At 64.7% G+C, this 25,309-nt stretch carries 23 protein-coding genes and 1 tRNA gene; 11 read left to right on the top strand and 13 right to left on the bottom strand.

Going from position 1 to position 25,309, the window contains the following annotated elements:
• Positions 1-69 precede the first annotated feature (69 nt).
• On the top strand, positions 70-2,223 hold the full coding sequence (locus C722_RS0101835) for a bifunctional diguanylate cyclase/phosphodiesterase (protein WP_017638857.1): 2,154 nt from the start codon (positions 70-72) through the stop codon (positions 2,221-2,223).
• Positions 2,224-2,329: 106 nt separating this feature from the next.
• On the opposite strand, the gene C722_RS0101830 is transcribed toward C722_RS0101835, so the two are convergent.
• Complete coding sequence (locus C722_RS0101830; protein ID WP_026083577.1) at positions 2,330-3,634, bottom strand: OmpP1/FadL family transporter; 1,305 nt, start codon at positions 3,632-3,634, stop codon at positions 2,330-2,332.
• Positions 3,635-3,918: 284 nt separating this feature from the next.
• On the opposite strand from C722_RS0101830, the gene rnd reads away from it, so the two are divergent.
• The 3 genes from rnd to C722_RS0101815 are packed head-to-tail and all read left to right on the top strand — an operon-like array spanning position 3,919 to position 6,310.
• On the top strand, positions 3,919-5,073 hold the full coding sequence (gene rnd, locus C722_RS0101825; protein ID WP_017638855.1) for a ribonuclease D: 1,155 nt from the start codon (positions 3,919-3,921) through the stop codon (positions 5,071-5,073).
• The gene (locus C722_RS0101820) at positions 5,070-5,372 is read left to right on the top strand and encodes a YcgL domain-containing protein (protein ID WP_017638854.1); all 303 of its coding nucleotides are present in this window, start codon (positions 5,070-5,072) and stop codon (positions 5,370-5,372) included. The genes rnd and C722_RS0101820 overlap by 4 nt, the downstream gene beginning before the upstream one ends.
• Positions 5,369-6,310: a D-2-hydroxyacid dehydrogenase gene (locus tag C722_RS0101815; RefSeq protein ID WP_017638853.1), complete on the top strand. Its 942-nt coding sequence runs from the start codon at positions 5,369-5,371 to the stop codon at positions 6,308-6,310. Before C722_RS0101820 ends, C722_RS0101815 begins: the two co-directional genes overlap by 4 nt.
• Here C722_RS0101815 and C722_RS0101810 read toward each other — a convergent pair.
• Complete coding sequence (locus tag C722_RS0101810) at positions 6,295-6,891, bottom strand: nitroreductase family protein (RefSeq protein ID WP_017638852.1); 597 nt, start codon at positions 6,889-6,891, stop codon at positions 6,295-6,297. The genes C722_RS0101815 and C722_RS0101810 overlap by 16 nt on opposite strands.
• A 137-nt stretch (positions 6,892-7,028) precedes the next feature.
• Between C722_RS0101810 and C722_RS0101805 the strand changes: the two genes are divergently transcribed.
• Positions 7,029-7,478, top strand: coding sequence for a YcgN family cysteine cluster protein (locus C722_RS0101805; protein WP_007159211.1), 450 nt, complete (start codon positions 7,029-7,031; stop codon positions 7,476-7,478).
• 8 nt (positions 7,479-7,486) lie between these two features.
• Here the strand turns inward: C722_RS0101805 and C722_RS0101800 are convergent, their stop codons facing one another.
• From C722_RS0101800 to C722_RS0101760, 9 genes are all read right to left on the bottom strand, one after another.
• Positions 7,487-8,470: an oligopeptide/dipeptide ABC transporter ATP-binding protein gene (locus tag C722_RS0101800; protein WP_017638851.1), complete on the bottom strand. Its 984-nt coding sequence runs from the start codon at positions 8,468-8,470 to the stop codon at positions 7,487-7,489.
• Complete coding sequence (locus C722_RS0101795) at positions 8,467-9,450, bottom strand: ABC transporter ATP-binding protein (RefSeq protein ID WP_017638850.1); 984 nt, start codon at positions 9,448-9,450, stop codon at positions 8,467-8,469. Before C722_RS0101795 ends, C722_RS0101800 begins: the two co-directional genes overlap by 4 nt.
• 1 nt (position 9,451) lies before the next feature.
• Positions 9,452-10,327, bottom strand: coding sequence for a D,D-dipeptide ABC transporter permease (gene ddpC / locus C722_RS0101790; RefSeq protein WP_017638849.1), 876 nt, complete (start codon positions 10,325-10,327; stop codon positions 9,452-9,454).
• A gap of 1 nt (position 10,328) precedes the next feature.
• Positions 10,329-11,345, bottom strand: a complete 1,017-nt coding sequence (locus tag C722_RS0101785) for an ABC transporter permease (RefSeq protein WP_017638848.1) — start codon at positions 11,343-11,345, stop codon at positions 10,329-10,331.
• 48 nt (positions 11,346-11,393) lie between these two features.
• A complete protein-coding gene (locus C722_RS0101780; protein ID WP_026083576.1) occupies positions 11,394-12,959 on the bottom strand; it encodes an ABC transporter substrate-binding protein in 1,566 nt (521 codons plus the stop codon).
• Positions 12,960-13,065: 106 nt separating this feature from the next.
• Positions 13,066-13,641: a D-alanyl-D-alanine dipeptidase gene (gene ddpX, locus C722_RS0101775; protein ID WP_017638846.1), complete on the bottom strand. Its 576-nt coding sequence runs from the start codon at positions 13,639-13,641 to the stop codon at positions 13,066-13,068.
• A 41-nt stretch (positions 13,642-13,682) separates the two neighbouring features.
• Complete coding sequence (locus C722_RS0101770) at positions 13,683-14,534, bottom strand: MurR/RpiR family transcriptional regulator (RefSeq protein ID WP_017638845.1); 852 nt, start codon at positions 14,532-14,534, stop codon at positions 13,683-13,685.
• A 217-nt stretch (positions 14,535-14,751) separates the two neighbouring features.
• Positions 14,752-15,507: an SRPBCC family protein gene (locus C722_RS0101765; protein WP_017638844.1), complete on the bottom strand. Its 756-nt coding sequence runs from the start codon at positions 15,505-15,507 to the stop codon at positions 14,752-14,754.
• 53 nt (positions 15,508-15,560) lie between these two features.
• Entirely contained in the window at positions 15,561-17,582 is a 2,022-nt protein-coding gene (locus C722_RS0101760) for a S9 family peptidase (protein ID WP_017638843.1), read from the bottom strand.
• 89 nt (positions 17,583-17,671) lie between these two features.
• Between C722_RS0101760 and C722_RS0101755 the strand changes: the two genes are divergently transcribed.
• From C722_RS0101755 to C722_RS0101740, 4 genes are all read left to right on the top strand, one after another.
• Entirely contained in the window at positions 17,672-18,145 is a 474-nt protein-coding gene (locus C722_RS0101755) for a hypothetical protein (protein ID WP_017638842.1), read from the top strand.
• 98 nt (positions 18,146-18,243) lie between these two features.
• Positions 18,244-19,017, top strand: coding sequence for a class II glutamine amidotransferase (locus C722_RS0101750; protein WP_017638841.1), 774 nt, complete (start codon positions 18,244-18,246; stop codon positions 19,015-19,017).
• A gap of 18 nt (positions 19,018-19,035) precedes the next feature.
• Positions 19,036-19,548, top strand: a complete 513-nt coding sequence (locus C722_RS0101745) for a DUF2937 family protein (protein ID WP_017638840.1) — start codon at positions 19,036-19,038, stop codon at positions 19,546-19,548.
• An 89-nt stretch (positions 19,549-19,637) separates the two neighbouring features.
• Positions 19,638-19,714 (top strand) — tRNA-Val (locus C722_RS0101740).
• Between the two features lie 343 nt (positions 19,715-20,057).
• Here the strand turns inward: C722_RS0101740 and C722_RS0101735 are convergent.
• Positions 20,058-21,227 (bottom strand): MFS transporter, encoded by a 1,170-nt coding sequence (locus C722_RS0101735; RefSeq protein WP_017638839.1) that lies wholly within the window; start codon positions 21,225-21,227, stop codon positions 20,058-20,060.
• 542 nt (positions 21,228-21,769) lie between these two features.
• Entirely contained in the window at positions 21,770-22,477 is a 708-nt protein-coding gene (locus C722_RS0101730) for a YfdX family protein (protein ID WP_017638838.1), read from the bottom strand.
• 403 nt (positions 22,478-22,880) lie between these two features.
• On the opposite strand from C722_RS0101730, the gene C722_RS0101725 reads away from it, so the two are divergent.
• Together C722_RS0101725 and thrS are read left to right on the top strand one after the other, a co-directional pair.
• Positions 22,881-23,165 (top strand): hypothetical protein, encoded by a 285-nt coding sequence (locus C722_RS0101725; protein WP_177323646.1) that lies wholly within the window; start codon positions 22,881-22,883, stop codon positions 23,163-23,165.
• A gap of 206 nt (positions 23,166-23,371) precedes the next feature.
• The gene (thrS, locus tag C722_RS0101720) at positions 23,372-25,294 is read left to right on the top strand and encodes a threonine--tRNA ligase (protein ID WP_017638836.1); all 1,923 of its coding nucleotides are present in this window, start codon (positions 23,372-23,374) and stop codon (positions 25,292-25,294) included.
• The last annotated feature ends 15 nt before the right edge of the window (positions 25,295-25,309 follow it).

The following is a 25,309-nucleotide window of genomic DNA, read 5'->3' as shown; positions in this document are numbered from 1 at the left end:
CGCCCAGCGAAGCCACCTCGGCACGTGCGGATCCAGAGGGAGTCGTCGTCAACTGGACAAGGAGCCCCAATGCCCGATGCGCCCCAAAGCGCCGCCTCGCCCCGGGAAGTCGCCCCCGCGTCGCGGCTCAGCCTCAAACCGCGCAGCCTGTTCGCCACCTTCTTTCTGGCGTTCATCCTGGTGGATGCCCTGGGCACCCTGTTGTTTACCCTGCACAGCTATCGCCAGGCCCGCGATGCCAGCAGCCAGAGCATCGACTATCGCTTGATGAGCGCGGCCCTGGCGCTGCCGGAAATTCTCGGCGAGGACTATCTCGCCCAATTGCAGGATCCGGCCCAGGCCGATCCCGAACGCTACCAGCGAACCCTGATCACCCTGGATCGCTATGCCCGCAAGGCCGGGCTGGCGTCGCTCTATGCCTTCGTCAAGGACGGTTCGAGCTTTCGCTTCATCATGGATTCGGCCAACGAGGAAGAAATCCGCGTTGGCTACTTCGGCGACTATCGCCAGCTCTACGATCAGGCCCCGCCGGAACTCGGCGCCGTGTTTGCCGATCATCAACCTCGTTTCGCGGAATACCAGGATAACTTTGGCAGTTTCCGTTCCCTGTTCCTGGCCATTCCCGGGCAGGACGGGCAAGCAGTCGTCATAGGGGCGGACATGTTCATGGAAGGAATAGCAGCGGCAGAGCAGTCGGCTCTGCTGGATTCGCTGCTGATAGGCGCGATCATCTTTGCCTTGGGGGCGTTGGTCAGTCGAATACTGGCAGGCGCCCTCAACCGCTATCTGGCCCGCCTCGGGCAGGCCACCGAACGCATCGCCGATGGCGACTATCAACTGGGCCTCAAGGAAGGGCGGGACCCGGTCGGCCGGCTGGGTCGCGCCATGAACCAGATGGGCGCCGCCCTCGCCGCGCGCGAGCGGCGCATCAGCCAGCTGGCCTTTCGTGACATGCTCACCCGCCTGCCCAACCAGGTGCGGCTGGTCCTGGAGATCCGCCAGCGCATCGAGCGCGCCGCAGCCGGGCGTTTCGCCGTCTTGCTGCTGGACGTGGCGAACTTCCGTAACATCAACGAACTGCTTGGCCAGGAGGGCGGCGACAAGATCCTGCGTCATCTGGCCCGCCGGCTAAGGGTCGCGGCGCCGGAAGAGAACGGCGTGGCGCGGATCGGCGCCGACACCTTCGTCCTGCTGCTGCCCTGGTTCGACGGCGCCTCGGCGGAGGCGGCGCTGCTGTCGCTGCGCAACCTAGTGGAGAAACCCTTCGTCAGTGGCAATCAGCGGGTATCCCTGCGCATCACCTTCGGCATCGCCTGCTACCCCGAACACGGCACCAGCGCCGAAGCCCTGCTGGCCAACGCCGAGACCGCCCTGCAAGATGCGCGTCGGCGGCAGCTGCCCTTCGCCTTCCATGATCCGGACCAGGAGCGCCAGCGGCAGCTCGGCATTGCCATGCTCGATGCCCTGGACCTCGCCGTGGATCACGACCAGTTGCGGCTCTATCTGCAACCCAAGATCGCGCTGCCGGATGGCCGGGTCGAGGGCGCCGAAGTCTTGATCCGCTGGCAGCATCCGGAACTGGGCCTGCTCAAGCCGGACGCCTTCGTCGGCATCGCCGAACAGAGCCGCAAGATCTGCGACATCACGCTCTGGGTACTGGAACGTTGCATGCACCTGCAGCGCGAGCGGCAGCTAGGTGCCCTCAAACTCAACGTCAATCTGTCGCTGCTGGACCTCGAGCACCCAGCCTTCATCGCCCGCATCGGCCGGCTGCTGGACGAGACGGGTGCCGTGGCCGCCGGCTTCTGCCTGGAGATCACCGAGTCCCGGGCCATGAGCAATCCGGTACAGGTGCTCGACTGCCTGCGCCAGCTCAAGGCCATGGGCTTCGAATTGTCGCTGGACGACTTCGGCGCCGGGCATTCCTCGCTGGCCTGCCTGAGCAGCTTTCCCATCGACGAGCTGAAGATCGATCGGCAATTCATCGAGCACTGCCAGCTACCCGGCGATCAGGAGGTGATCAGGCTGCTGGTCCAGCTGGGCCAGTTGCGTGGCCTGCGGGTGGTGGCCGAAGGCGTGGAGACCCCCCAGGCGCTGCAGGTCCTTACCGAGCTCGGCTGCGACCAGATCCAGGGCCAGTTGGTGGCCGGCGCCCTGTCGCTGGAAGACTTCCAGCGCTGGTACGCCGAGCAGGAGCAGGGTTACTGGGAACTCAGGGCGTAGACGAAAGGCAAAGCCCTTCGCCGAGCGGGGCGGCTGACGCGCGATCAATATCCCAGAAAGCACGAAGCCGCCTGGCGGCGGCTTCGGCAGACGGACCCTGGCGCTCTTAGAAGCGGTAGGTCAGCTGGGCACCCAGGCCGTGGGCGCTGTTGTCGTATTTGGCGCTGTAGCCTGCCTTGGTCGAGGTAGCGGGGCGATTGATCGACACATCGTCTTCCCAGAGATAGGCATAGGCCACATCGATGGTCATGTCCTTGGTCGGCGACCAGCCTGCGCCCACCGAGAAGGTCTTGCGATCGCCCACCGGGATGCGCACGTTGCGGTTGCCGTTGTCCGCCGGGGAGGGGTCGATGGCCATGCCGGCACGCAGCACCCACTGGGGATTCAGCTGATAGGCCGCGCCGATGGCGTAGGACCAGGTGTCCTTCCAGTTGAGCTCTTCCGTCACGGTTGCCAAGGGCGAGCCCAGCACCGGCAGGGTGGGGGTGCCCTCGTTCTCCACGTCGATCGACTTCAGGCGACTCCAGCGGGTCCAGGTGGCGCCGGCGTACATCGTCCAGTCGTTGTTAAGACGATAGGTGAAGGAGGCGTCGCTGCTTTCCGGCAGGGTGATGTTGAGGCTGGCGTCATACTTGCCATTGAGGCGGCTGACCAGGGCGTTGGTGATGGGGCTGGCCTGGCTGTTGGCGCCAGTCACCTCGGTGTTGCCCTTGAGCTTGTAGGTGACCTTGGAGTGGTAGGTCAGGCCGAAGGTCAGGTCATCGGTCAGGTCCGCGAGCAGGCCGACGTTGAAGCCATAGGCGGTGTCGTCGCCATCGATCTTGACCTGGCCATCCTGGGTGCTGCCGAAGTTGACGTTGCTGTTGAGCTTGCCTTCGATGCGGTTGATGGTCGGACCGAAGCCGATGGACACCTTGTCGGTGATCTTGTAGCTGACGGTGGGCTGGATGGTGATGACTTCCACCTTGCTCGCCTGACCCTGGTAGCGACCCTGGAAGGCGTGCTCGTAGTTGCTGATCAGCGCATAGGGGACATATACACCCAGGCCGAAGTGCAGGCGGTCATCCACCGGGGTCACGAAGTAGCCGAAGGGCACCACCGAGTTGGGCACCATGTCGCCGTCGTTGCTGCCCTGCACGGCCTGGCCGTTGGCGTAGCGACCACTGGCGTCCTTGATGTCGATCTTGGCGTGGATGTAGGCGCCACCCAGGGACACCTCGCGGCCCAGGCGCGACATGCCGGCCGGGTTGCCATAGATGGTGGAAGCGTCCTGCGCGGAGGAAGAGCGTCCGGCGAAGGAGGTACCCATCCCGCTGACACTCTGTTCGTTGATAGCCAGACCGTTCGCCAGGGCATAGCCGGAAGCGCTCGAAACGGCCAATGCAAGTAGGGTCAGTTTTATTGTTTTCATGCTCTTGCAGCTCCATTGAAAGGCGAGAAGCGCTTACCTCCGCGGATTCCCAAGTCCGAGTGAGTACCTGCGCACACTCAGCTTTTAGCAGGCCCTGCTTGCGAATACAAAAAAAACTATTCGGTCACGTTTGGTTCGGGGCGGTCATCAGGCGTTCATCCGACGAACCCGCCTGGAAAGCCGCTGAATGCCACGCTTCCCAGTGTGTGACAGGGGCGTCAAGCGGCACCGAAGAACCGGCCCGGGTGGCTTATACTGTCGGCTCATCTGTTCGGAGTGCGCCCTTGACTTCTGCCCCTCACTGGATCCGCGACGACGCGGCGCTGGCCGCCCTCTGCGCGCGGTGCCAGACCCTGCCCTTCATCGCCCTCGACACCGAATTCATGCGGGTCGACACCTTCTATCCCAAGGCCGGTCTGATCCAGATCGGCGACGGCGAAAAGGCCTACCTGGTCGATCCCCTGTGCATCGGTGACTGGACGCCTTTCGCCGCGCTGCTGGAGGACCCGGCGGTGGTCAAGGTGCTGCACGCCTGCAGCGAAGACCTGGAAGTGTTGTTGCGCCTGACCGGCAGCCTGCCGCAGCCGCTGTACGACACCCAGCTGGCGGCGGCCTATCTGGGGCTGGCCCATTCCATGGGTTATTCGCGGCTGGTCGCCGAAGTGCTCAAGATCGACATCCCCAAGGACGAGACCCGCTCCGACTGGCTGCAACGGCCGCTGACGCCGTTGCAGGAGCGCTACGCGGCAGCCGACGTGACCTATCTGGTCGACGTCTACCACTACCTGAACGCGCGTCTGGATGATCAGCGGCGCACCTGGCTACTGGAAGATGGCGCTGAACTGGTCGCCAATCTGCGGCGCATCAGCGATCCCTGGGAAGCCTACCGCGACGTCAAGCTGGCCTGGCGCCTGTCGCGCCAGCAGTTGGCGGTGCTGCGGGTGCTCTGCCACTGGCGCGAGGTCAGTGCCCGCGAGCGCGATCAGCCGCGCAACCATGTCCTGCGCGAACGCTCGCTGTGGCCGCTGGCGCGTTTCCAGCCGACCGACAAGCAGGCCCTGGCGCGCATCGACGACATGCACCCGCGCACCGTGCGCCAGGACGGCGATACCCTGCTGGCGCTGATCGCCGAAGGTGCGGCCACCCCGGCTGACCAATGGCCAGAGCTGCAGGCCGAGCCCTTGCCCCACGAGGCGTCGTCGCTGCTCAAGGCCTTGCGTGCCATTGGCGAACGCGATGCCGAGGCCCTGGGCATGGCGCCGGAACTGATGCTGCGCAAGAAGGTGCTCGAAGCCTTGCTGCTCACCGGTTGGCCCGATGGCGACTACCAACTGCCGGCGAACCTGCGCGGTTGGCGCCGCGAACGCTTCGGCCAGGCCCTTCTCGATCACCTGCAGGCGCAGCGCACTCCGCCGGCGCCCCTGGAAGACACCCCATGAAACTGCTGTGCTCCATCTACCGAAGCCCGCGCAAGCCGGAAATGTACCTCTATGTCGACAAGCTCAAGGGCCTGACTCTGGTCCCTGAAGGCTTGCTCGCGGCTTTCGGGCCTCCGGCACTGGCCTTCGAGTTCGTGCTCACCCCGCAGCGCACGCTGGCCCGGGAAGACGTCGCCAAGGTCCTCGAGAACATCGCCAAGCAGGGCTATCACCTGCAGATGCCACCGCCGGAGCTGGAGCGCGACGACTACATCGAGCACCTGCCCGAAGAACTGCTGCGTCTCAACGATCCGCTATGACCGCCGTCCTGCTGCTGGAAGACGCGGCGGCCGGCTATGTCGAGGCCTGGCGCCAATTGGCGCCGGAGCTGGAACTGCAGGTGCTGGCGGACCCGGTCGAGGCCGTGCGTCTTGCCCAGCGGCCATGCTACTGGCTCGGCCAGCCGGATCGTGCCGCAGCCCTGCTGCGCGAGGGCGTCAAGCCGCTCTGGCTGCAATCCACCTGGGCCGGCTATGCGCCGTTGCTGGCGGCGGACCTGCCAGACGATTATCGCTTCAGCAGAGCAGTAGGGCTGTTCGGCCAGAGCATCGGCGAATACGTCCTGACCTATCTGTTGCAGCATGAGCGCCAGGTGGCCGCGCGTCAGCTCAGCCAACGCGAGGGGCACTGGGACACCCGGGCGCCGGGCACCCTATCCGGGCGGCGTCTGCTGCTGGTCGGGGCGGGAGACATCGGCCAGGACATCGCCCGCCTGTTCGCGCCGTTCGGCATGATCCTCACCGGCGTCGCCCGCAGTGCACGAACCTTGCCTGGCTTTGCCCGGGTGGTGCCGCTCGCGGAACTGCGCCAGGTGGCGCGGGATGCGGACTTCGTGGTCAATCTGTTGCCGGACAGCGGCAGCACCCGGGATCTCTACGATGCGGATTTCTTCGCCGCCTTGCCTGCAGGTGCCTTGTTCATCAATGCCGGACGCGGCACCAGCGTGGTGGACGCCGAGCTGATCGCCGCGTTGGAGAGCGGGCAGCTGGCCGGGGCGGTGCTCGACGTGTTCCGTCAGGAGCCGTTGCCGGCCGAGCACCCTTTCTGGCGGACGCCCAACCTGCACCTCACCGCCCATGTCGCCGGGCCCACGCCGCCGGCGGCGGCGGTCCGGTTGTTTCTCGACAATCTCCAGCGCCTGCAACAGGGGCAGCCCCTGCGTGGCGCCGTCGAGTTGGCCGCTCAGTCGAAGGTATAGGGGCCGGCCACCGCCAGCTCCTCGACGGTCAGGCGCGGACTGGGCAACTCGCGCCCCTGCAGGGACTCCGGCAGGCTGGCCTTGTCGCCCAGCTTGCCGATGGCGACCGCCAGCTCGACCTTGAACGCCGCCGGCACCTTGAGTTCGCGCTGGATGCCTTCGCGGTCGATCCCGGCCATGCCGTGGGCGTGCCAGCCCGCATTGGTCGCCTGCAGTGCCAGGTAGGCCCAGGCCGCACCGGCATCGAAGCTGTGGCTGGGGAAGGGGACTTCCTCGCCACTGCTGGCGCGCAGCAGGGTGGTCTTCGACAGGATGATCACCAGCGCCGAGGCGTGCTGCGCCCAGCCGCGGTTGAATTCACTGATCAGCGACAGGAACAGCTCCCAATGGGCGTCGTCGCGACGTGCATAGAGGAAGCGCCAGGGCTGGGCATTGAAGGCTGACGGCGCCCAGCGCGCGGCCTCGATGAAACCGAGCAGGGTCTCTTCCTCGATGGCGACCGGGTCGAAGGCGCGGGGCGACCAGCGCTGGACGAACTGGGGATCGACGGGATACTGGGGCGTACGGCTGCTGCTGGTCATGGCTTCACCACGGGAGGAAAGGGGAGTCCGGCACGGTAATCCGGTCGGGCGGCGTCGACAAGGGCGCGAACGGTGCTTGGCGCTCGCGGCGTGCGGCACTAGACTGCGCGCCCCCTTTCCTTGCCACGATCTCTGCCATGGCCGCCATCACCCAGCCGTTCTGGAAGCGCAAGACCCTCGATCAGCTCGATGCCCAGGAATGGGAGTCACTGTGCGACGGCTGTGGCCTGTGCTGCCTGCAGAAGCTCGAAGACGAGGACGACGGCGCCGTCTATTACACGCGCATCGCCTGCAAGCTGCTGGATCTCAAGACCTGCCAGTGCAGTCGCTACGCCGAGCGCACCCGCTTCGTCCCCGACTGCATCCAGCTCACCCCGGCCCAGGCCGACCAGTTCGCCTGGCTGCCGCCTACTTGCGGCTATCGCCTGGTGGCCGAAGGCAAGGACCTGCCGGAATGGCACCCGCTGATCTGCGACGACCCCGAGGCGGTGCACAAGGCCGGCATTTCCCAGTCCGGCCGCATGCTCAGCGAAACCCAGGTCGCCGAAGACGACTGGGAAGACTATCTGATCTTTCGCGCGGGCTGATCCCGGCCTCAGACCGCCGCGGGGCTGGTCCGCAGCGGAGCGGTCAGGCCTGTTGCGCGATGGCAGCGTACCTCCGCCAACTCACCTGGCAGCAGTGCCTGAGGTCGCTCGCAACCGGTGCCCGCCTGCGGACAGCGATCCCGAAAGAAACAGCCCGTCGGCAGTACTCGGTTGCCCGGTAGCTCGGTGCGCTGTGCCGCGGCATTGCCCGTGAGCGGCTGATCCAGCCGCGGCACCGCCTCCAGCAATAGTCGGGTATAGGGGTGGCTGGGCTGCTCCAGCACCTCTGCCGCCGCCCCCAGCTCGATGATCTGCCCCAGGTACATCACCGCCACCCGGTCGGCCAAGTGGCGCACCACCGAGACGTTGTGGGAGATCAGTACGAAGGTCAGGCCGCGATCGCGTTGCAGCTGGGCCAGCAGGTTGAGGATCTGCGCCTGCACCGAGATGTCCAGGGCCGAGGTGGGCTCGTCGAGAATGATGACGTCCGGATCCGACGACAGCGCCCGGGCGATGGCAATGCGCTGGCGCTGGCCGCCGGAGAATTGGTGCGGGTAGCGATCCAGGTATTCGGGACGGATACCGACCTGCACCGCCAGGCGCTCGGCCAGGGCGCGCAATTCGACAGAGGAGCTGCGACCCCGCACCACCAGCGGCTCGGTGATCAGCTTCCACACCGGCAGGCGCGGATCCAGCGAGGACTGGGGGTCCTGGAAGACGATCTGGATGTTGCGTTCGCCACGGGCCGAGCCTTGAAGGGAGCCGCTCACCGGCTCCACCAGCCCCATCAGGACCTGGGCCAGGGTGCTCTTGCCGCAGCCGGATTCGCCGAGCACGCCCAGGGTCTCGCCGGAAAATAGTCGCAGGTCGATGCCGTTGAGGGCATGGGCCTGGCCCTTGGTACGCCCGAGCCAGTCGCGGCCCACCGGATAACGTACCTCGATGCCGCTGAGCTCCAGCAGTGGTACGGCGGGCGGGGAAAAGGTGTTCATGCCGGGGCGTCCTCCGCCTGCAGCCAGCAGGCGCTCAGGTGATCGGGGGTGTCCGTCGGCAGCAGTGCGGGGCGCGTCTCGCAGCGCTCATGGCGCCGACTGCAACGATCCTTGAAGCTGCAGCCGCCAGGTAGCTGGGCCAGGTTGGGCACCTGTCCGGGGATGCTGGCCAGGTCGCTGCCGGGCACCGCCTTTTCCGGCAGGCAGGCCAGCAGGCCCTGGGTATAGGGATGCCGGGGTGCCTGCATGACCGCCGCGGTAGCCCCCTGTTCGACGATGCCGCCGGCGTACATCACATAGACGCGATCGCAGAATTGCGCGACCAGGGCCATGTCATGGGTGATCAGCAGGATGGCGGTACCTCGGGCCCGTGCCTTTTCGCGCAGCAGGAGCAGCACCTGGCGCTGCACCGTGACGTCCAGCGCGGTGGTCGGCTCATCGGCGATCAATAGCTGCGGATCGCAGGAGAAGGCCAGGGCGATCATGATGCGCTGGCGCATGCCGCCGGACAGCTCGAAGGGATAGCGTTCGAGGATCTGCTCGGGATCGGCGATATGCATGTCCTTGAGCAACTCGATTGCCTTGGCGCGGGCCTGGGCGGCATCCAGCGCGGTATGGCGGCGAATTACGTCCAGCAGCTGGCGACCGATGCGCCGCGTCGGATTGAGCGCCGTCATCGGCTCCTGGAAGATCATCGCCGCCTCGCGGCCGCGTACTTCCATCAGCTGGCGCTCGCTCAAGGCGAGCATATCGTGGCCCACCAGGTTGACGCTGCCGCCGGTGACCCGGTAGCTGCCGGGGGGCAACAGGCCGAGGGTGAGCATGGCGGTGACCGATTTGCCCGAGCCTGATTCGCCCACCACGCCGACGATCTCGCCGGGGGCCACACTCAGGCTGACGCCGTTGAGCGCCTTGGCGCTGCTGCGAAAGCCGGGGAATTCCAGATTCAGCTGGTCGATGTGCAGAACGGACTGGCCCATGTCATTTGCCCTTTTGGCGAGGATCGAGCAGATCGCGGATGCCATCGCCCAGCAGATTGAAACCGATGGCGGTGACCAGGATCGCCAGGCCCGGGAAGGTCGAGTACCACCACTGGTCGAGGATGAAATTGCGGCCGCTGGCGACCATCACGCCCCATTCCGCGGTGGGCGGCTGGGCGCCCAGGCCGATGAAGCCCAGCGCCGAGGCCATGAGAATGGCGTTGCCGATGTCCAGGCTGAATTGCACCAGCAGCGGCGGCATGGCGTTGCGGGCCACGTGCCAGTGCACCAGGTGCCATTTGCCGGCGCCGAAGGTGCGTGCTGCCTGGACGTAGGCCAGTTGGCGGATGCTCAGGGTCTGGCCGCGCGCCAGGCGCACATAGAAGGGGATGCGCACCAGGGTGATGGCCAGCATGGCGTTGAACAGACTCGGCCCGAGGGCGGCGGCCAGGGCCATGATCAGCACCAGCGAAGGCACCGAGAGGATGATGTCCATCAGGCGCATCATCAGCCGGTCGAAGGCACCGCCGACGATGCCCGACAGGCAGCCGAGCAGGCCGCCGATGGCGCAGGCGGCAAAGGCCACGAACAGGCCGACGCCCACCGATTGGCGGCTGCCGTAGATCACCCGGCTGAGCAGGTCGCGACCCACCTCGTCGGTGCCGAACCAGTGCAGGGCGCTGGGTGCCTGCAGGCGGGCGGTGAGTTTCAGCGCGTTGGGCTGATAGGGGGCCAGCCAGGGCGCGGCGACCATGCACAGCAGCACCAGCAGGGTGATCACCAGCCCCGTGAGCATCAGCGGATTGCGGCGGATCCGCCAGGCCAGCCAGGCGGTCTGCTCGCGCCAGCGGGGGCGCGCAGCGGTGAGGGTCGTCATGCTAGTTCACCTTGCCGATGCGGGGATCGACCAGCCGGTAGAGCAGGTCGATGAAGCGGTTGAGCAGGACGTAGATGAAGGACACCACGATGGCGAAGCCCATGACCGCCGGGAAATCCAGCGCCTGGATCGACTTGACCACATAGGCGCCCATGCCCGGCCAGGCGAACACGGTCTCGGTGAGCACCGCCCCATAGAGCAGGTCGCCCAGGGCCAGGCCGATTACCGTGATGGAGGGAATCAGCGCGTTGGGCAGCGCGTGGCGCAGCACCACGGTGGTCTGCGACAGGCCATAGGCGCGGGCGGTGCGGATATAGTCCTCGCCCAGCTGTTCGAGCATGGCGCCGCGGATCTGCCGGGTGATGACGCCGAGATTGACGAAGGCTAGGGTCACCGCCGGCAGCAACAGGTGTCTGGCCGCACTGGCGAAGCCGGTGAGATCGCCCGCCAGCAGGGTATCGATCAGATAGAAGCCGGTCACCGTCGGCGGTGGCGTCAGCCCCTGGTCCAGCCGCCCGCCGCCCGGCAGCCAGCCGAGATGCCCGTAGAACAGCACGATCAGCCCCAGGCCCAGCCAGAAGGCCGGGGTGGAGATGCCGGCCACCGCCAGGGTACGGCTGATATGATCGATCCAGCGGTTGTTGTAGACCGCCGAGAGCACGCCCAGGGGTACGCCAATGAGGATCGACAGCAGCAGCGCCGCCAGGGCCAGCTCCAGGGTGGCCGGAAAGAACAGCTGGAGGTCTTCCAACACCGGGCGATGGGTGCGGATCGACTGGCCCAGATCGCCCTGCAGCAGGTCCCCCATGTAGCGGAAGTATTGCTGGTAGAGCGGCAGGTCCAGACCCAGCTGCTGACGGATGCCGGCGACGATTTCATCGCTGGCACGCTCGCCGGCGATCAGCCGCGCCGGATCGCCCGGGATCAGGTGGGAGATGACGAAGGTGATCAGGGATACCCCGATCACCACGATGAGGATATCGGTCAGCTGCTTGCGCAGCAGATGGAAGAAGGCCATGGCATACCTCGCGAGGCGGGTGCCGGAGCGCGCCGGCACCCGTCGCCCTTACTTGGACATCGCAGCGAAATTGAAGACCTGCTCGAGCATGGGGTTGAACACGTACCCCTTGACCGCGGCGCGCATCGGCACCGTGTAGGCCTTCTGGTAGAGGTAGGCGTAGGCGGCGTCGCCCACCACGATCTTCTGGGCCTCCTGGTACAGCGCCTTGCGCTGAGCCACGTCACTGACGCTGGCGGCGTCGCGCAGCAGCTGATCCACCTTGGGATTGCTGTAGAAGGCGCGGTTGCCCGCCAGTCCCGCATTGGTGCTGTCGAACCAGAAGTTCATGAACATATAGGGGTCGGCGAAGTCCGGACTCCAGTTGCCGATGGCGACGTCGAAGTCGCCCTTGCCCAGGCGTTCGCGGAAGGTGGCGTTGGCCAGCTTCTCCATCTTCAGGTTGACGCCAAGGGTGCCCAGGCCCGCCTGCAGGGTAAGGCCGATGGGCTCCCAGGCCGGATCCTTGTCCGAGTAGAGGAATTGCAGCTCCCGCACCTTGGGCGCCTTGCCCAGGGCGGCCTGGGCGGCTTCCAGGTCCTGCCTGGGCATTGGCAGGCTTGGATCATGACCCCACATGCCGTCCGGGATCGGGCCGTTCATGAGCTTGGCCTTGCCCATGGCGATGCCTTCGACGATGCCCTGGTAGTCGAGGGAGTCGACCACGGCCTTGCGCGCGTTGACGTCGTTCAGGGGTGCGCGCCTGTTGTTGAGGTAGAGGTAGGTCACCCGCAGCGAGGGGTAGGCGGTGGTGACGAAGCCGGACTTCTGCGCCAGCGCCTTGACCTGGTCTTCGGGCAGGTCCTCGATGATGTCCAGATCGCCCTGTTCCAGTTGCAGGCGCCGTACCGAAGGCTCGGCGATGATGCGGATCACCACCTGTTTGAGCGTGGGCGCCTTGCCGGCGTAGTGCGGGTTGGGCTCCAGGGTCAGCGACTGGCCCTTCTGCCAGGCGGCCAGGCGATAGGCGCCGGAGCCGGCGGTATGGCCGGCCAGCCAGGCGTCCACGTCCTTGCCGTGGGTGCTGGCCACCTTGGGGTTGATCACGCTGGCGCCGTCGTGGGCCAGGGCGAAGAGGAAGGGAGCGAAGGGCTTCTGCAGGGTGAATCTGATCGTCTGCGGATCCACCACGGTCACCGCCATGTCCGCCGGGAAGATGCTGGACGGGCCCTGCTTGAGCTTCATCAGGCGCTCGACCGAGAACTTGACCGCCTCGGCGGTGACCTCGCTGCCATCGTCGAATTTGTTGCCGGGCTTCAGGGTGAAGGTCCACACCAGGTTGTCGGGGGAGACGGTCCAGCCGCTGGCCAGGTCGCCCTCGACGTCGGTGCTGCCCTTGCCGTCTTCCACCTTGTAGCGCATCAGGCGCTGGTAGGCCGGATAGGTCACGGTCCAGTCGTTGTTATCGAAGGTCACGCCCGGATCGACGGTCTGCAGATCTGCAGGCTTACCGATGACCAGGGTGTCGGTCGCGGTGGCGGCGCTGGCTGGTTGCCAGGCGCCGAGGCCCAGCAGGGAAACCAGGGCGAGCACGCGGGACGCCGATGAAACGCAGGTGCGCGAAGACGAGAACATGCCGGTACCTCGGATTGTTTGGGTTTATGGGTGTTTCGGCAGTGGGCAAGGCGGTCGAGCGATGGGCTCGCGGCGCCGGATTCGAATGACCCGGTCGCCGGCAGGATCAGTTCAGCAGGGCGGCGAGCTCCTCCTGGCTGAGATGGTGGTAGTCGATCAGCGCATAACGACGGGCGTCGGGCAGTTCGAAGTGCCACCACTCGCTGGGGATGAAGGTGAAGCCGGCGCTCTGCATGATGCCCAGCAACAGCAGGCGGTTGCGCTGGGCGGCAGCGGGCAGCGCCGGATTGAACAGGTGCGACAGCTCGCGCATGTCGTCGAAGCCGGTACCCATATCCAGCGGTTCACCGGCCTCGTCGAGCAGGGTCACGTCCACGGCCACGCCGCGGCTGTGGTGCGAACCCTGCGCTGGATCGCTCACGTACTGGGCGTCGGGCAGCACCCGCCACAGCAGTTGCTGGGCATAGGGCGGGCGGTAGGCATCCAGCACCTGCAGGCGCAGACCGGCCTGTTGCGCCAGCGCGCTGGCGCGTTGCAGGCGGGCGGCGGCATCCCGGTGCAGCAGGCAGTGGGCGTCCTGGTAGAGCACCTTGCCGGCCAGGTTGTCGGCGGTCGCATAGACCAGGTGGATGTCCACACCATAGTGGTGGGCGTCGATCTCGACGAGTTCCGGATGGTTCACGGTACGGGATGCTTCCTTGGAGTAAAGAGGGGTGCCGGCGCTCATTCGAATTGCCCGAAGCGCTGCTGCAGGGCGCGGTTGCTGGCCAGACGCTGTTCCAAGGCATCGCCCGAGCGATCCGCCACCGCTGACACCAGCAGGTTGAGCAGGCAGGCCAGCGGGGCCAGGGAGTCCCAAAACTGGTCGACTTCCAGGCGCAGTTGCAGCAGGTCGGCGGGGTAATCCCGTGCCCAGGGGCAGTGGTAGTCGGTGATCAGCGCCATGGGCAGCTGGGCATCGCGTGCGGCTTCGCAGAGCTTGCGGGTCACGCTGGAATAGGCGCGAAAGTCGGCCACCACCAGGTAGGGCTGGGCGAAGCCGCTGTTGAAGATGTCGGCGTAGGTGCCCGACAGACCGTCGACGTAGAAGGCCTTGGGGCGGATGTATTCCAGCAGGCTGTGAAAGCTACCCAGGACGCCGCGGGTGGTCTGGATACCGGCGATGAACACGGCGTCCGCACCGGTCAGCTGCTGGACCACCTGTTCGAACACCGGACCGCGGGCCAGCTGGTAGACGTCCTCGATGGCGGCGAGCTCGGCGGCCAGAGAGCGGTCCAGGGCGTCGCTGCGTCCGCTCTGCTGGCGAAAGGCACTGAAGCGATCGGTGATGCGCCAGCCTTCCAGGCCTTCGTTTCTCAAGCTCTGCTTGACGTCGTCGAGATTGCGATAGCCCAGCGAGCGCAGCAGCCGACCCACGGAAATGCCGGTGGTGTTGGTGCGTTGGGCGATGCTGTCGGCGGTCTCGAAGGGCAGCTTCTCCGGATTGGCCAACAGGTAGCCCGCGACGCGTTTGCCGGTGGGCGTAAGGTCTGCGAAGGCGCCTTCAAGGGCTTGGAAGAAGAGTGGCTTGGTCACACCGGATAGCCTGCAATGTTATCGAGTTGTCATTAACTGCTCTGTTGTTCGAAAGCTAACATTGATTTTCCAGGCGTCGCAAGCGGCTGCACGCCGGTTGTCACCGCGGTGTCGCAAAGCGGGGTTTGGGGTCGTTACGAGATAAGCCGGTACAGGCTGAATGGCTTGGGAGGAGGGTGGCGGCGTCCCGAGCGAGACGCCGCGGTACAGCCGAAGATCAGCCCAGCGGCGACTCCATGTGCGAGGTGCGCTCGACGGCGCCATAGCGATCGCCGACGGCGTGGGCCCGTTCCAGTAGCACCTTCAACTCGGCCAGGTCCTGGGCGATGCGGGTGCCAGGGTCGCGGCGCAGCAGGCGGGCGAACAGGTGGCCGAGGCGGCCGGCCGGCGGTTCGTAGGCCATGACGGCCGTCACCTCGGTGCCACCGGGCACATCTTCGAAGCTGACCCAACCCAGGTTGTTCAGACCGGCATAGCCACAGGAGCGCCAGCCAATCAGGCGGCCCGGCACGTCGTCGGTGACTTCGGCATCCCATTCGAAACGGCCCATGGGCGCCTTGACCACCCAGTGGGAATAGCGGTCGTTGAGCACGTCCACGCGTTCGATGTGGCGCATGAAGATCGGCAGATTGGAGAAGTCACGCCAGAAGCGATAGAGCTCATCGCGGGGACGGGCGATGACGATCCGGCGGGTCTGGGAGGCTGCCGAATGCCAGGCCAGCGAACGGCGGACGTCGCGCTCGAAACGCACCTTGGTCAGGGTGCGCTTGATCGAGCAATGGCCGCGCAGGCCGCGATTCAGCAGCCAGGCGCCGGTGGCGCCGGTCAGCAGGCCGAGCAGACCGCCACGCGCCAGGCCGCGGCTGAGCAGCAAGCCACCGCCGGCCACGGAGGCCAGGCGTTCCACGCCCTTGATGGCAGCGGCGTCGCGAGGCGGAGGAGCGAGAGGGGGAGTGGGGGCATCTAGGTGCATGGCAGATTCTCCTTTGGCTGTGGAAAAGACCTGCCCAGAGCCCCTGCCGTTCCCTAGCCGGTCAGGCCCAGTACCCGGAAGACGAAGGCGTATTCCAGGGCCACGTCGCGCAACGCCTGGTAACGCCCGCTCATGCCGCCGTGTCCGGCGCCGAATTCGGTTTTGAGCAGGAGCAGGGGCGCCTGATCGGTCCGCCGCTCGCGCAGCCGCGCCACCCACTTGGCGGCTTCCCAATACTGCACCCGGGTGTCGTGATAGCCCGCCACCGCCAGGATGGCCGGATAGGCCTGGGCCTTGACGTTTTCGTAGGGCGCGTAGCTGGCGATGCGCGCCCTCACCTCGGGCTCGTTCGGATCGCCCCACTCGTCGTACTCGGTCACGGTCAAAGGCAGATCCGGTTTGAGCATGGTGTTGAGTACGTCGACGAAGGGCACCTCGGCAATGGCCGCGGCATAGAGCTCGGGCCGCTGATTGAGCACGGCGCCGATCAGCAGACCGCCGGCACTGCCGCCGCTGATGACCACCTGTTGCGGTGTCGTCAGGCCCTGCTCCAGCAGATGCTCGGTGCAGGCGATGAAGTCATCGAAGGTGTTCTGCTTGTGTTCCAGCTTGCCGCTGCGATACCAGGCTTCACCCAGTTCGCCGCCGCCGCGCACATGGGCGATGGCGAAGCGCACGCCACGATCCAGCAGGCTCAGGCGCGCATGGGAGAACCAGGGATCGAGGCTATGGCCATAGGCGCCGTAGCCATAGAGGTACAGCGGAGCGCTTTGCGGCAGGTCGCGCCGACCGACCAGGCTGATGGGAATGCGCGTGCCGTCCGCGGCGGTGGCCCACAGGCGGCGGCTCTCGTAGGCGTCGGCGTCGAAGGGGCCTTCCACCGGCACCTGCTTGAGCACTCGCTGGGTACCGCTTACCAGGTCCAGTTCGCGGATCTCGGCCGGGCGATTGAGCGCTTCGTAGCGCAGGCGCATGACCGGACTGTCGAATTCTAGCACGTCCATGGCATCGAGACTGTAGACCTCGTCCGGCAGGTCGACCCGGTAGGAAGCCTGACCATAGGGGCGAACCTCCAGGATCGGCAACCCGGCGGTGCGCAGGCTCAAGACCAGCGCCTGGGCGCCGAGGCTGGCGTCCTCCAGCATCACCGCGGGATCGTGAGGTACCAGCAGCTGCCAGTGCGAGCGCGTGGGACTTTCCTCGGCGGCCTGGTAGAGCGCGAAGTTGATGCCGTCCTGGTTGCTGCGGATGTACCAGCCATCGACGCCATGATCGGGGAAATACTCATGACCTTCTTCGCGGGGCGCCAGGCAGACGAAGGCCGCGTCCGGCCGGTCCGCGTCCAGCACCCAGGCTTCGCTGGTGGTCTTGCTGTGCGACAAAAGCAGCAGCTTGCGTTCGGAGCTCGAACGATAGCAGCCGAGAAAGAAGCGCCCGTCGGTCTCGTGGAAGACCAGTTGCGGCTCGGCATCGCCCAGGTGGTAGCGATAGAGCTTGTGCGGACGATGGGATTCGTCGCGCTCGCCAAAGAACAGGGTGCGGCTGTCATTGGCCCAGGTCAGGCTGCCGTCGCACTCCTCGAAGGGCAGTTCGGTCACTATGCCGGTGGCCAGTTCCTTCACATAGAGCCGGTAGGTCTCGTCACCGACCTGGTCGAGGCTGTAGGCGAGTCGGGTCTGGTCCGGGCTGATGGTGAAGCGGCCGACCGAGAGAAAGCCGCCGTCGGCGATGGCGTTGCCGTCGAACAGCAATTCTTCGGTCGCCGGATCGGGCGTGAGGTCGCCGTCGGCTGGGCGGCGGCAGCGATAGTTGCGGCCGTATTCGTCACCGGCCTGGGTCCGCTGATAGTAGAGGTAGTCACCGCGAGGGACGGGCAGCGACAGGTCCGTCTCGCGGATGCGTGTACGGATCTCCTCGAACAGCTGCTCGCGCAGGGCGGCCTCGGGTGCCAGCTCGGCTTCCAGGTAGGCATTCTCGGCTTCCAGGTGCGCCAGTACCTCGGGAGCGTCACGGCTTTCCAGCCAGACGTAGGGATCGTCGCCAGGGGCGCGGCGGGTGGTGGGGGCTTGGGTCATGCGGGCTCCTTGGGCGCCGCGCAAAGACACGCGGGCGGGGCAAAACCGCTATCATAGGCTTCTCCTTTCCGCTATCGCCATGGATCGCAATGACCGAGCAAGAGTACCTGATCGCCTGGGCCGTCTACGCCGTCGCCGCGCTGCTGCTGTTGGTGGTGTCTTTCAAGGCCACCGGTTGGCTCTGGCGCTGGTTGCGCGAACCTATCCGCCTGGTGGTGGCCGTATTGCTGGTGACCCCGGCCCTGGTGGATGCCGAGCATGGCCTCTATGCGCCGGCCATCGCCGTGACGGTGCTGGACCTGGTGTTCAAGGTCGGCAACAGTGCCTGGTCGGCCGTGGCCAATCTGGCGGCGGCTGGCACCATCGGCGTGGTGCTCTACCTGATCTTCGTCCTTTGTCGCTGGCTGTACCGCCGCTCCCATCTGCGTCCTGCGTCGGTCGCCGCGGAAAGCCCTGCGGATGATCCACAGCCGGAATCGCCGACGGCACTGCGCAGCCCGGCAGCACCTGCGGAGCGCCGTGAGCCCCGTGGCCGCAGCGAGCGCGTTGAACCCCGTCTGTAATCCAGGCTTGCGCCTGGGCCGTGACCCCTTCAGCATGACCGCGAAGGGCAGCGGCTGCAGCCGCCGTTGAACCAGGCAGCCACCCCGGAGGGACGGACATGTGCGAATTGCTGGGCATGAGTGCCAACGTGCCCACGGATCTGGTCTTCAGTCTCCAGGGCCTCATGCAGCGCGGCGGTCGTACCGGTCCGCATCGAGACGGCTGGGGCGTGGCCTTCTACGAGGGTAGGGGCCTGCACCTGTTCAAGGATGCCTTGCCGGGCGCCGATTCCGAAGTGGCCAAGCTGGTCCAGGGCTATCCGATCAAGAGCCACACGGTGATCGGCCATATCCGCCACGCCAATGTCGGGGCGGTCAATCTGGCCAACACCCATCCCTTCGTGCGCGAGCTGGGCGGGCGCTATTGGAGCTTTGCCCACAATGGCCAGCTGCAGGATTTTCATCCCGAGCCGCGTTTCTACCGACCGGTAGGCACTACCGACAGCGAGACGGCCTTTTGCAGTCTGCTGGATCAGGTTCGCGAGCGCTTTCCCGAACCCGTCCCGGTGGAGATGCTGCTGCCGCAACTGGTGAACGCCTGCGATGGTTTTCGCAAGAAGGGCGTCTTCAACTGCCTGCTCAGCGATGGCGACTGGCTGTTCAGCTTCTGCACCACCAAGCTGGCCCATATCACCCGCCGTTCCCCCTTCGGTCCGGCCCAGTTGCGTGATGCGGAAGTACGCATCGACTTCAAGGCCGAGACCACGCCCAATGATGTCGTCACCATCATCGCCACCGAGCCGCTGACCTGCGACGAGGTCTGGACCCTGCATCAGCCGGGGGAATGGCATCTCTGGTGGGATGGCGAGATCGTCACCCAGGGTCGCGTCTAGACAGGAACCTACCTCACGATGCTGCGCAGCTATATTCGTCTGCTGTTGTTCACCCTGGCCTTGCTGGTAGGGGTGCAGATCCCCGGTTTCATGCTCGACTACGAGCAGTGCGTGGATGCCCATCGCCTGGAGTCCGATCAGGCCCTGAGCGGTTTCAGGCGGACCGCGCAGCAATATTTCGAGGGCAGCCTCGACGGCCTGCTGGCGCATTACCGGGCCAGCGAGGATCCGGTCTTTCGCAGCGACGCCGACAGCCTTGGCGTACTGATGCGCCGTAACGCGCTGTTCAACGAAGAATGGCAGGCCTTGCAAGGCCCCTGGTACCAGCGGGCCTGGCACATCCTGGTACGGCCCAACGGCGAGCTGCGTGACGAGACCCTGCGGCAATATCGCTATCAGGTGGTCCTTACCCCCGAAGCCATCGGCTGGGGAATAGGGCTGGGATTGGCGCTGGCGGTGACAGTGGAAACCCTCGCGCTCTGGCTTTCCATCCTGCTCTATCCACGGCGCCCAGCCCGGCGTCTTTCCTAGACCTCAAAAAAAATTTCACGTTTTCAGGCGTTTAGCTGAAAAAAGGGCTTGACGCTAAAGTCTCGCGCTGTAGAATGCGCACCCACAGCAGGCACGTAGCTCAGTTGGTTAGAGCACCACCTTGACATGGTGGGGGTCGTTGGTTCGAATCCAATCGTGCCTACCAAACAAAACCCGCACTGCTGGCGGGTAAGAAGAAGGGCGATCCGAAAGGGTCGCCCTTTTTTCGTTTGGGGATGAGATGGGAAGGCGTTCAGCTGTCAGGGCTGCTGATCCGTCCCGGCGGCCTGATACTCAACGACCTGTTCGCCTTGGCCTTCTTGGTGATAGCGAAACCCTGTCGGATCGACATGACCCCCTGGCGTCTGGTGTGTTCCTTTGGAAAGGGGCCTGAGCCGAGAGCCTGGTGCTCGATCCGCATGGAAGAAGGAGCAGTGACCGGCGACTATGCCATTCCGCCGTTGCCAAGGGCTCGATCGCGGCTGCCAGGCTCTGGCGAAGGTGAAGCGTTAGGCGTTCTGTTGTCTTGCTGTCATCGGCCAGGTGAGCGCAACAAACGCCATCCCGCCCCCCACTAGCACCAGCGCTGCACTCAAACTCCAATGCTGGGCCACGAAACCGATCGCTGCCGGACCGATGAGAATGCCGGCGTAGCCGATGGTGGTGATCGCGGCAATGGCGTGGCTTGGAGGCATCCGGGTCTGCCGTCCTGCGGCACTGAAGAGCACCGGGACGATGTTGGAGGCTCCGAGGCCAACGAGCAGAAAGCCGGCGAAGGCAAAGGGCTGGCTGGGTGCCAGCACCGCCATCAGAAAGCCTGCCGCGGCGAGTAGGCCGCCGCCTACGACCACTTTCAGGCCGCCCAGCGTCTTCACGATCCAATCCCCGGTCAGACGACCAAGGGTCATGGCCAACGCGAATACCGTGTAACCAAAGCCGGCCTGTGCCGGGGCGACGTCATGGGCATCGATCAGGAACAAGGCGCTCCAGTCCAGGATCGCGCCTTCACCGAGAAAAATCAGAAAACACAGCAAGCCGATGAAGGCGACGATCCCGCGGGGCAGTGTAAATAGCGGGGTATGCTCCGCGTCATGATTACCGTAGGGCAACAGACCCTTGATTGAGGCCGCGAGTAGCACGATCAGCAGGGCGCTGAACACCAGGGTCGCCACCAGCGGTTGGATTCCAGCTCCCAGCAGAACGCTCATGCCGCCGGCACCGACAATGCCGCCGACACTGAACAGGCCGTGGAAGCCGGACATCATGTTGCGACCGCTGTCCTTCTCGACCATCACCGCCTGAGTGTTGATGGCGACGTCCAGAGCGCCAACGCTTGCCCCGAACAAAGCCAAGGCGATGGCCATGCCGAAAATCGAATCGGCGACGGCCAGCAGCGGCAGCACGAGGGCCAGTGCCACCGAGCTGGTCGCGATCACCGCGCGGCACCCAAAGCGGCTGGCGAGGATGCCGACGATGGGCATCGCGACAATGGATCCCAGGCCCAGGCAAAGCAGCAGGAGGCCAAGCGTCGAATCATCGGCGCCGATCCTCGCCTTGGCGACGGGCACCAGGGGTGCCCACGCGGCCATGGCCGAACCCGCAATGAGGAAGCCGGCGCGGGTCGCCCATTGCTCGATCGCTCCCGAGCGTTGTTGGGTGGCGAGTTGCACGTGTTGCATGGGAGTGCTCCGAAATAAGGCGACGGTAAAGGGTTATCACACCTCATATCAGTGTTAGCCGAACGGGCATGATTAAGCAAGACCGCGCATAATCGTGCATTTCCTGGCTGATGTTCGCGGAAGGAAATGGCTAGGCCTGAACCGGGCGACTTGGCAGCTGGGGCGTGTCAGCAGGGCCTGGCAGAGCTGCTATTGAGAGGAAAGGGGGAAAGGCGTATGCGAGGCTGGGAAAGCGAAGCCTTTACCCGGTGACAAGCTTAGGTGCCCGCCACAGGCCTACTGGCTCTTCTAAGCGACAGCTTGCGTCCGCTGAATGGGTACGTTGAGGGTGGGAGCGCTGAATGCGGTAGATCTGTCTTGCCGACGCTTCTTGCAGAAGGGGTATTGGCTTGAATCCTATCTTGCCTGACAAAACCCGCACGGCTGGTGGGTAAGAAGGGCGATCCAGTTTTCGTTTACCTGCTCGGTAGCCTTTGGTCAGCCAGGCGTGCTGGGTTCGAACAGGGCGATCTCGCGATCGCCCTGTTGTCCGCCCCAAGCCATCAGCTGCTCGGGGTAACGGTCTCGGTGAAGGAGCCCGCCGGCTGCAGCCCGTGTTTGTTCGCCGTGAAGTCCAGGGCCGTCGAGGCGTAGCGCACGCCATCCTGAGCCTGCTTGAGCGTCAGGTTGGCTTCATAGAACTTGTCGCTGGCCAGTTGCTTGGCCGCCTGGTCGACGTCCGTCATGGTCTGCTTGAGCGGTGCCAGGGCAATGGCCGTATCGATATCCACATCGGCCAGGCGCAGGGTTTCCGCAGCACCCTTGGCGTCGCCATGTTTGAGTTTGTTATTGGCATCGGCCACTGCCTTAACTTTCTGCGGGCTGGCCATATAACTGTCCTGCACCACGGTATCGCCCCAGATAGGTAACCAGGAGGTTACGGTGGTACTGGTATCGGCCTTGCCCTGATTATCCTTGACCTGTAATTCACTCGCGGCTTTTTTCAGCGCGGTATTATCCGACTGTGCAAGTTTGAGTGCCTGTTGCGCATCCTTGACATGGCTTACCGCTTTCTTCGTTTGCCCTTGAAAGAGTTCCAGGCGTGCGGTGGATATATCGGTGAAGGCTCTTTGGCCTTGAGTGGACAGCGCCTGGAAATTGCCCAGTTCGCTGGGCGAGGGGGCTTGGGTGGCGGCGAAGGCCGCAGACGAGCAGGCGGCTACGACGGCGACGACCAGCAGGCTCTTTGCCAGTTTATTCTTGACGTTCATGTGCTGCCTCCAGCGGATATACAATTGAAGTAGGGTTATCGCTCAGGTAACAGAACCTTGTTCTGTAGTGCCTGGAATCGATACTCCGCCGGATCCCTTAACACTGGATTAATAGGAGCCGAGCTTTTCTTGAATAGCCGCTGAACAGTCTTGCGCTGTTAAATGCGGGTAATCTTGTCGGGCGTTAACCAAGGACGCCTTTGGTTGAATCTCGTGTGAATATGTTTCGCCTGGAAGAACTTTTGGAAGTCTAAGGTTTATGCGGATCCCTCAGGCGGGTAGGGGTGTGACCGCTTGCCTCGGTCGTGGCGATCCAGGTTTTCACGTAGACTGGCGGACGATTTTTCCTGGGGCTCCACTGCCTCGCCAGGCGCGAGCATGGGCCCGCCACAACGAGGAGCGAATGATGACGCAGGGTGGTGAAGGCCGGCAGATCGGCAAGGGTGGTTGCCTGGGGTTGATCCTGCTGTCGATCCTGTTCGCGGTCGTGGTCTTCGGCTCCATCATCTACGTCTATCGCCACAATGCCACGCCGGTCAGCCGCGCCAACGAGCAGCAGGCCATCGACCAGTGCCTGGCGCGGGCCAATGCCGCGGACACCTCGCCGGCGGATCGCCAGGCGCTGATGGAAAACTGCCAGGAAATGCAGAAGCAGTTCCTCAAGAAGTACCCCAACGTGGCACGTTGAGCGGGCAACCGCCCCTTGCGAGGTTGCGCCAGGTCTCAGTTTCTGAAAGGATTTCCGTCCCAAACTTTCCAGTGATCCTTTCGCGTCGCCCGGAATGCCTTGCGGCCCTGCCACTGTGCGGCGGGATTTCCAGCGGTGCGGCTGCTTACTGGCCAATCCCACCATGTGGCCCTTGGTATGGGTCACCACTGAGTTGAGGAGGCGCCATGCCTGTCATTACTCTCCCCGACGGTAGCCAACGTCCATTCGACAAGCCCGTCACCGTAGCCGAAGTCGCCCAATCCATTGGTGCCGGTCTTGCCAAGGCCACCATCGCCGGTCGCGTCGACGGCCAGCTGCGCGATGCCAGCGATCTCATCGAGCAGGATGCTAACCTGCAGATCATCACCGCCAAGGACGAGGACGGCCTGGAGATCATTCGCCACTCCTGCGCCCACCTAGTAGGTCATGCGGTCAAGCAGCTGTTCCCGACCGCCAAGATGGTCATTGGCCCGGTGATCGACGAAGGCTTCTACTACGACATCTCCTTCGAGCGTCCCTTTACCCTGGATGACCTCTCGGCCATCGAGACGCGGATGCGCGAGCTGATCGACAAGGACTACGACGTCATCAAGAAGATGACGCCGCGCGCCGAAGTCATCGAGGTGTTCAAGGCCCGGGGTGAGGAGTACAAGTTGCGCCTGATCGACGACATGCCCGAGGAGCAGGCCATGGGCCTGTACTACCACGAGGAATACGTCGACATGTGCCGGGGCCCGCACGTGCCCAACACCCGCTTCCTCAAGGCGTTCAAGCTGACCAAGCTGTCCGGCGCCTACTGGCGTGGCGACGCCAAGAACGAGCAGCTGCAGCGTATCTATGGCACCGCCTGGGCGGACAAGAAGCAGCTGGCGGCCTACATCCAGCGCATCGAGGAAGCCGAGAAGCGCGACCATCGCCGCATCGGCAAGCAGCTCGATCTCTTCCACCTGCAGGAAGAAGCGCCCGGCATGGTGTTCTGGCACGCCAATGGCTGGACCGTCTACCAGGTGCTCGAGCAGTACATGCGTAAGGTCCAGCGCGACCACGGCTACCAGGAGATCAAGACGCCCCAGGTGGTCGATCGCATCCTCTGGGAGCGCTCGGGTCACTGGTCCAACTACGCCGAGAACATGTTCACCACGGCGTCGGAAAACCGTGACTTCGCGGTCAAGCCAATGAACTGCCCCTGCCACGTGCAGGTGTTCAACCAGGGTCTGAAGTCCTACCGCGACCTGCCGCTGCGCCTGGCCGAGTTCGGTGCCTGCCACCGCAACGAGCCGTCCGGCGCCCTGCACGGCATCATGCGCGTACGCGGCTTCACCCAGGACGACGCCCACATCTTCTGTACCGAAGAGCAGGTAGAGAAGGAAGCGGCCGACTTCATCAAGCTGACTCTGCAGGTCTATGCCGACTTCGGCTTCACCGACGTGATCATGAAGCTCTCCACCCGACCGGCCAAGCGCGTCGGTTCCGAAGAGCTGTGGGATCGCGCCGAGAAGGCGCTGGCCGATGCCCTGGACGCCTCGGGTCTGGAGTGGGAATACCAGCCGGGCGAGGGCGCCTTCTACGGGCCCAAGATCGAATTCACCCTCAAGGACTGCCTGGGGCGTAACTGGCAGTGTGGTACCCTGCAGTACGATCCCAACCTGCCGGAGCGCCTCGACGCCAGCTACATCTCCGAGGACAACAGTCGTCAGCGCCCGGTGATGCTGCACCGTGCCATCCTCGGTTCCTTCGAGCGCTTCATCGGCATGCTCATCGAGCATTATGCCGGTCTGTTCCCGGCCTGGCTCGCTCCGACCCAGGCGGTGGTACTCAATATCACCGACAAACAGGCCGATTTCGCCCAGCAGGTCGTCGGCGAATTGAACGCTGAGGGCTTCCGGGCCAAAGCCGACTTGAGAAACGAGAAGATCGGCTTTAAAATCCGCGAGCATACTTTGCTCAAGGTTCCCTATCTCCTGGTTATTGGAGACCGGGAGGTTGAGACACGATCCGTTGCCGTGCGTACCCGTGAAGGCGTAGATCTGGGCTCCATGCCCGTCGAGCGTTTCCGCGAGCTGCTCACGCAAGCGGTTTCCCGGCGTGGCCGGCAAGATTCGGAGTAATCACTATCAAGCAGC

Origin of the sequence: Pseudomonas sp. 313 (assembly GCF_000316965.1) — a bacterium.
GTDB classification, from domain to species: Bacteria; Pseudomonadota; Gammaproteobacteria; order Pseudomonadales; family Pseudomonadaceae; genus Chryseomonas; species Chryseomonas benzopyrenica.
The sequence above is the reverse complement of the archived record's forward strand: the minus strand, read 5'-3'. Positions and strand labels throughout refer to the sequence as shown.